4 protein-coding genes, 1 pseudogene and 1 CRISPR repeat array are annotated in these 6,996 nt (G+C 72.8%); of the genes and pseudogenes, 3 read left to right on the top strand and 2 right to left on the bottom strand.

From position 1 onward, the window contains the following. Positions 1–199: 199 nt before the first annotated feature. Positions 200–473: a CRISPR direct-repeat array (repeat unit 30 nt; unit sequence CTGCTCCCCGCGCACGCAGGGATGGCCCCG). Between the two features lie 219 nt (positions 474–692). Further along, positions 693–1,097, bottom strand: a pseudogene (locus NX801_RS30470) (GntR family transcriptional regulator); the annotation flags it as partial. 231 nt (positions 1,098–1,328) lie between these two features. Between NX801_RS30470 and NX801_RS30465 the strand changes: the two are divergent. Beyond that, positions 1,329–1,862, top strand: coding sequence for an NUDIX hydrolase (locus tag NX801_RS30465; protein ID WP_258791207.1), 534 nt, complete (start codon positions 1,329–1,331; stop codon positions 1,860–1,862). Between the two features lie 28 nt (positions 1,863–1,890). Here NX801_RS30465 and NX801_RS30460 read toward each other — a convergent pair whose 3' ends face one another. Further along, a complete protein-coding gene (locus NX801_RS30460; RefSeq protein WP_258791206.1) occupies positions 1,891–2,532 on the bottom strand; it encodes a lipoprotein in 642 nt (213 codons plus the stop codon). Between the two features lie 165 nt (positions 2,533–2,697). On the opposite strand from NX801_RS30460, the gene NX801_RS30455 reads away from it, so the two are divergent. Further along, positions 2,698–4,524 carry an ABC-F family ATP-binding cassette domain-containing protein gene (locus NX801_RS30455; protein WP_258791205.1) on the top strand — a complete coding sequence of 609 codons (1,827 nt, stop codon included), beginning with the start codon at positions 2,698–2,700 and terminating at the stop codon, positions 4,522–4,524. A gap of 248 nt (positions 4,525–4,772) precedes the next feature. Next, positions 4,773–6,857, top strand: coding sequence for a PQQ-binding-like beta-propeller repeat protein (locus tag NX801_RS30450; RefSeq protein WP_258791204.1), 2,085 nt, complete (start codon positions 4,773–4,775; stop codon positions 6,855–6,857). Positions 6,858–6,996: the final 139 nt, after the last annotated feature.

The raw sequence follows: 6,996 nt of genomic DNA, 5'->3' as shown, positions 1-6,996 counted from the left end.
TGAAGCCATCTGATGCCGACCTCTTCGAGGCTACCGAGAAGCCCACCTCTGACCGCGCCCGCCTCAGCTCGATGCCGGTGAGGCTGTCCCGAAAGCGACTCCGCTGGGCATGATGATTGCCAGGATGTCCTAGATGCCGGTTTCCTCGAAAGTGGTCAGAACTCGCGAGCCGAGCCGGTAACACCGCAGGTCACCTACTCTGCTCCCTGCGCGTGCAGGGATGGCCCCTGGTCATGCTGTCCCTACCTCCTGACAGGTCACTGCTCCCCGCGCACGCAGGGATGGCCCCGGGCCCGGGATGCCGTCGGCGTCGGCTCCGGTCTGCTCCCCGCGCACGCAGGGATGGCCCCGCGCCGCACAGGCCCGACCGAGGCATCCCGCGCTGCTCCCCGCGCACGCAGGGATGGCCCCGGCGCTGGCACATTCCGGGCCTCCGCGTTCGTCTGCTCCCCGCGCACGCAGGGATGGCTCCTCCGCATGCTGCTCAGCTGTTCAGGTGGTACTCCATGATGTACGCGCCGGCGTCGAGCAGCATGTGGCTGAGTTCGACGGCGCGGCCGTCGTCGGTGGAGGCGGTGCGCCAGATCTCGACCACGGGTGTTCCCTCGGCCAGGTGCAGGCGTTCTGCTTCCGGCCGGGAGGTAGGAGGTGGCGAGCTGCACCGGCTCGTCATCGACCACGAAGCACCGGTCGCGTACGAGAACCGGAGTACCCTCTTCGATGCCCAGGGCGCGTGCCACTTCGGGCGCTGCGGGTGCCTCGGTCACCGTGAGGCCGGTGACGGCGAGAGGGCGGTCGTCCAGGTCGGCGTTCCAGATCGAACGACCGGTGCCCCAGCCCGCCTGGCTCAGTCGCTGGTTGGCGACCCGCCGAATCGGCCGGAACGCGCGGACGTACGTTCCGCGGCCCTGCCGCCGGATCGCCAGCCCCTCCGTGACCAGGAGGGTCAGGGCTCGGCGTGCCGTCTCCTTGGCCACCCCGTAGTCGCGCTCCAGCGCGAGCTCGTCAGGCAGCCGCGTACCGGCGGCCAACTCGCCCGAGCGGATGCGCTCGCGCAGCTCATCCGCGATCTGCCTGGCACTTGCTGCCGTCAACATGACCTCATTTCCCAGGGTGTCCTTCCTGGACCCTGACACAGCCCTCCCACCGCCGAACACTGCTCCCCGCGCACGCGGGGACAGGGCGGCCTCTTTCGGGGGGGGGCTTCGCTCGTTCGGGGGAGGCTCGTCGGGTGGGGGTCCGTGACGGGGGCTTGGGGGGCTGGTGGCGAGGGTCGGGCGGTCGCAAGTCTGGGAAGCTGGGGGTCGGTTCAGAGGGGAGATGTGGGGATGCGGTGGACGGTGCACGGGGAGCGGTCGGTTTACGAGAACCCCTGGATGGATGTCTGGCTGGCCGATGTGGAGCAGCCGGACGGGTACCGCTTCGAGCACCATGTGATCCGGTTGCGGCATGTGGCGGTGGCGGCCGTGGTGAATGAGCGGCGCGAGGTGCTGATGATGTGGCGGCACCGCTTCATCACGGACGCCTGGGCGTGGGAGCTGCCGATGGGGCTGGTCGAGGCGGGGGAGACGCCCGGGGAGACGGCGGCCCGGGAGGTGCTGGAGGAGACGGGGTGGCGGCCCGGGCCGCTGCGGCCGCTGGTCTACGCGGAGCCCGCCAACGGGATCACCGACTCGCAGCACCATCTGTTCCGGGCGGACACGGCGGCGTACGTGGGGCCGCCGACGGAGCGGAACGAGTCGGACCGGATCGAGTGGGTGCCGCTGACCGAGGTGCGCGGGATGATCGACCGGCGCGAGATCGTCAGCGGTGGGTCGCTGGTGGGGCTGCTGTATGTGCTCATGGACGAGGGGATTCGCTGAGCCGGTGGGGTGTGCCCGCTGTCCGTTCTCAGTTTCCCGCGAGCCGCAGGGTGCGCTCGGCTCGGGCGAGGGCGGGGAGGAGGGCCTGGTGCTCGGTGGTGTCGAGGCCGCCGAGGTGGAGGAGGACGGGGCCCCCCGGGGTGGTGACGGCGAGGGCGCGCTCGGGCTTGGGGGCGTCCAGGAGCTCGCTGGTCACCGTGTACGTGACCGTGGCGGCGGGCAGCCCGCCCGCGCGGGTCTCGGTGTAGTGGGCCCGGCCGGCGGAGTGGTCGGCGGCCAGGAAGGCGGCGAGGGTCTCGCGGGGCGTGGCCCCGCCGGCCGGGCCGGTCCAGACGCGCAGGAAGCCGACGTGCCCGGCGGGCCGGGCGTTCACCTCGCAGCGCAGGGTCAGCGGTCCCTGCCGGACGGGGCCGACGGCCGGGTCCACCGCCTCGGCGGTCCAGCGGGGCTCGGCCTCGAAGGTGACCGGGAGGGGGCAGGGGGAGGCGGGGGCGCCGAGGGTCACCCCGGCGGACGACCCGGACGACCCGGATGGTTCCGGTGAACCGGACGGCGCGGACGAAGCCGGCGGTCGGGGGCCGGGGACGGTGTCGAGCGGGGCGGGCCGCGGGACCGTACAGGCGGTGAGGAGCAGCAGCGCCGCCGCCGTCAGATGGTGGATCGGTCGCACAGGAGCCCCCAGCCGGTGACGGATCGGTCGCACGGGAGCCCCCAGCCGGTAGTCGAACGAACGCGGCACGCTACCGCACCGGGCGCCCGGCTACCCTGGTAGGTCGACCTCCCGCGTACGGCCCCGGCCGGGCGGGGGCACACCCGATCCCCGCACAGGAGTGAAATGGCCGTCAACCTGGTCAATGTCGAGGCAGTCAGCAAGGTGTACGGCACCCGTGCCCTGCTCGACGGTGTCTCCCTCGGCGTCTCCGAGGGGGACCGGATCGGCGTCGTCGGCCGCAACGGCGACGGCAAGACCACCCTCATCCGGATGCTCGCCAAGCTGGAGGAGGCCGACTCCGGACGGGTCACTCACAGTGGCGGGCTGCGGCTCGGGGTGCTGACCCAGCACGACTCGCTCGACCCGGCGGCCACCGTCCGGCACGAGGTCATCGGGGACCTGGCCGACCACGAGTGGGCGGGCAACGCCAAGATCCGGGACGTGCTCACCGGGCTGTTCGGCGGGCTCGACCTGCCCGGCTTCCCGCAGGGCCTGGACACCGTGATCGGCCCGCTCTCGGGCGGTGAGCGGCGCCGGATCGCGCTGGCCCAGCTGCTCATCGCCGAGCAGGACCTGATCGTGCTCGACGAGCCCACCAACCACCTGGACGTCGAGGGCATCGCCTGGCTCGCCGGGCACCTGCGGGCGCGGCGCTCGGCGCTGGTCTGCGTCACCCACGACCGCTGGTTCCTGGACCAGGTCTGCACCCGGATGTGGGACGTCCAGCGCGGGGCGGTCCACGAGTACGAGGGCGGCTACTCGGACTACGTCTTCGCCCGGGCCGAGCGGGAGCGCATCGCCGCCACCGAGGAGGCCAAGCGCCAGAACCTGATGCGCAAGGAGCTGGCCTGGCTGCGGCGCGGCGCCCCGGCGCGCACCTCCAAGCCGCGCTACCGCATCGAGGCGGCCAACGAGCTGATCGCGGACGTGCCGCCGCCGCGCGACACCAGCGAGCTGATGAAGTTCGCCAACGCCCGGCTCGGCAAGACCGTCTTCGACCTGGAGGACGTGACCGTCACCGCCGGACCCAAGATTCTGCTGAAGCACCTGACCTGGCAGCTCGGCCCGGGCGACCGGATCGGCCTGGTCGGCGTCAACGGCGCGGGCAAGACCTCGCTGCTGCGGGCGCTCGCGGAGGCGGCGGTCAGCCAGGGCGAACGGCAGCCGGCCGGCGGGCGGATCGTGGTCGGCAAGACCGTGCGGCTCGCCTATCTCTCGCAGGACGTCACCGAACTGCCGGGCTCGCTGCGGGTACTGGAGGCGGTGCAGCAGATCCGCGACCGGGTCGACCTGGGCAAGGGCCGGGAGATGACCGCCGGGCAGCTCTGTGAGCAGTTCGGCTTCGCCAAGGAGAAGCAGTGGACGCCGGTCGGGGACCTCTCCGGCGGTGAGCGCCGCCGGCTCCAGCTGCTGCGGCTGCTGATGGACGAGCCCAATGTGCTCTTCCTGGACGAGCCCACCAACGACCTGGACATCGAGACCCTCACGCAGCTGGAGGACCTGCTCGACGGCTGGCCCGGCTCCATGGTGGTCATCTCGCACGACCGTTTCTTCATCGAGCGGACCACGGACCGTACGTACGCGCTGCTCGGCGACGCCACCCTGCGGATGCTGCCGCGCGGCATCGACGAGTACCTGGAGCGGCGGAGCCGGATGACCGAGGCGGCGGTGGCGCCCGCCCCGGCCCCGGCCGCCGCCCCGGAGGCCGGGCAGAAGCCGGCCGGCGGGAAGTCCGCCGGGGACGCCCGCGCGGCCAAGAAGGAACTCCAGAAGATCGAGCGGCAGTTGGACAAGATCTCCGCCAAGGAGTCCGGCCTGCACGCGGAGATCGCGGAGAACGCCACCGATTTCGAGAGGGTGGCGAAGCTCGACGCCCAGCTCCGGGAACTCGTGGGCGAGCGCGAGGAGCTGGAGTCACGTTGGCTGGAACTCGCCGAGGACGCGGAGTGACCGCTGTGCGTGGTGAACGCGTGCAGACCGCATAACAAGCGCGTCACGGGCCGGTCCTCCCTTGGGAACAGGGGCGGACCGGCCCCTTTTGTCCTCTGTTTCGGGTGATAGAAAGAAGGCCCGCTCGGCTCGCCGAACTCTTCCGTGAGCGCGGGAACTTGTCCGAATCGCTCCATTCCGGCGGAACGTGCGTACCGGGAATCGGGGGAGACGGTCGGCCAGCCAATCGCACGAAGGGGGAGGCGCTGATGTCCCAGCCGCCCAGTCAGCAACCGCCGCAGGGGGGCTTCGGGGCTCCGCAGGACCCCCGCGCGCCGCACGAGCAGCAGCACCAGCAGCAGAAGCCGGGAGCGCCGGAGCAGGCGCCGGGAGCGCCGGGGCAGAGCCCGCAGGCCCCGGCCCCGCAGCCGCCGGCCCCGGGTGCCCCGGCCCCGCAGGCCCCGGCCCCGGGCGCCCCGGGGGCCGTACCCCCGCCGCCGGCCGCACCGCCCGCGCAGCCGCCGGCCGCCGCACCGGCCGTACCGCCGCCGCCCGCGCAGTCGCCCGCCGCACCGCCCGTACCGCCGGGCCCGCCGGCCGGCGCGCCGCAGCAGCCGCCCGCCGCACCGCCCGCAGGCGCGCCCCCCGTACCGCCGCAGGCCCCCGGCTACGGCTACCCGCAGCAGGGTTACGGCCAGACGGCTTCCGGGCCGTACGGTTCCCAGCCCGGCCCGTACGGTACCCAGCCGGCCGGCTACGGCCAGCAGCCCGGCCCCTACGGCCAGGCCCCCGGCCCGTACGGCCAGCAGCCCGGCCCGTACGGCGGCCACCCCGGCGGCCCGCAGTACCCCGGCGGCGCCCAGTACCCGGGCGCGCCCGTACCGCCCCCGCCGGGCGGTCGCGGCGGCAACCCGTTCAAGGGCAAGCCCGGTCTGATCATCGCCGCCGCGACGGCCGCGCTGCTGGTGGTCGCAGGCGGCACCTGGCTGGCGGTCAGCGGCGGCGGCGACGAGCCCGGCCCGGCTGTCGCCAAGGGCTCCAGCGCCGCGCCCGGTCCCTCCGACTCCGCCTCCGTCGACGAGGGTGACGGCAAGGGCACCGGACGGGACGCCGGCGACGACCTCAACGACGGCCGCCGGCCCGGCGAGGCCAAGATCGACTGGATGACCGTCAACGACGTCGACCTGCCGCGCAACGGCTCCGACGTCTACGGCCCCTGGATCGTCGGCGACACCGTCGTCAAGGCGATGTACCGCGGCATCGCCGGCTTCGGCACCGCCGACGGCAAGAAGAAGTGGGAACTGCCCTACTCCACCAATGTCTGCGCCGCCCCGGTCAACACCGCCGCCGACGGCTCCCTCGTCCTCGGCCTGGAGGACGGCACCGGCGACCGGGCGCGCTGCTCGGTGCTCCAGAAGATCGACCTGAAGACCGGCAAGGCGGGCTGGAAGGCGTCCGTCCCCAAGGCGTTCGGCTTCAGCTCGCTCTCCGAGATCACCCTCGCCATCAGCGGCACCACCGTCACCGCCGCCGGCACCAACAACTCGTACGGCTTCTCGCTCGCCACCGGCAAGCAGATCTTCGGCAAGCGGGAGGAGGGCTGCCAGCCGTACGCCTTCGCCGGCGGCCCCAAGCTGATCGCCGCCGCCAGCTGCCGCACCAGCGACTACAACGTCCCGCAGCAGGAGCTGAGCCAGGTGGACCCGGCCACCGGCAAGCCGCAGTGGTCGTACAAGCTGAAGGCCGGCTGGGAGGTGGACAAGGTCTACTCGGTCAGCCCGCTGGTGGTCTCCATCAAGCACCGCGAGCAGCAGAAGTGGAGCATCCTCGCCTTCACCGACAAGGGCACGGTGCGCTCGCAGATCCAGGGCGGCACGGACAAGTTCCGGGCCCAGTGCGGCGGCGGCTTCGTGGTCCTCGGCCAGAACCTCCAGGGCTGTACCGGGGTCGCGGCGGACGCCGGCACCTTCTACATGGCGACCGAGCCCACCCAGCTCACCCGGGGCACCAACGACGTGGTCGCCTTCGACCTCGACACCGGCAAGCCCAAGTGGCGTTCGGCGGCCGGGCCGGAGCGGACCATGGTGCCGCTGCGGATGGAGGGCGGCAATGTCCTCGTCTACTTCGAGGGCGCCTGGGACAAGGGCGGCGGTGTCGGCACCATCGCCCCGACCGGTGGCGCGCCCAAGGTGCTGCTCCAGCACCCGGTGAAGGCGGCCGGGATCGAGCGGGACATGCAGTCGCCCAAGTACCTGTACGACAACGGGCGCTTCATCATCGTGGCCGGCCGGATCAGCGCGCAGAACGACGAGGCCGAGAAGCAGGAACGGTCGATGATCGCGTTCGGCAAGTGACGGCCGGGGCGGGGCGGGCGGCACAGGGGGAGGCCACCCCGCGCCGACCCCCCCCCCGCTCCTACTCCCCCCCCCCACGCGGCTCTTCCCCCCCCCGCCCCGCTCTTCCCCCCCCCCCCCGCCTTTCTTCCTGCCCCCC

The sequence above is a fragment of the Streptomyces pyxinae genome (genome assembly GCF_024756275.1).
GTDB lineage: Bacteria > Actinomycetota > Actinomycetes > Streptomycetales > Streptomycetaceae > Streptomyces > Streptomyces pyxinae.
Note: the sequence above shows the minus strand (reverse complement) of the source record. Positions and strands in the feature narration are given on the sequence as shown.

Excerpts from the sequence above, each read along its gene's own strand:
- NX801_RS30455 (WP_258791205.1), top strand. The coding sequence starts at position 2,698 with ATGGCCGTCAACCTGGTCAATGTCGAGGCAGTCAGCAAGGTGTACGGC.
- NX801_RS30450 (WP_258791204.1), top strand. The coding sequence starts at position 4,773 with ATGTCCCAGCCGCCCAGTCAGCAACCGCCGCAGGGGGGCTTCGGGGCT.
- NX801_RS30465 (WP_258791207.1), top strand. The coding sequence starts at position 1,329 with ATGCGGTGGACGGTGCACGGGGAGCGGTCGGTTTACGAGAACCCCTGG.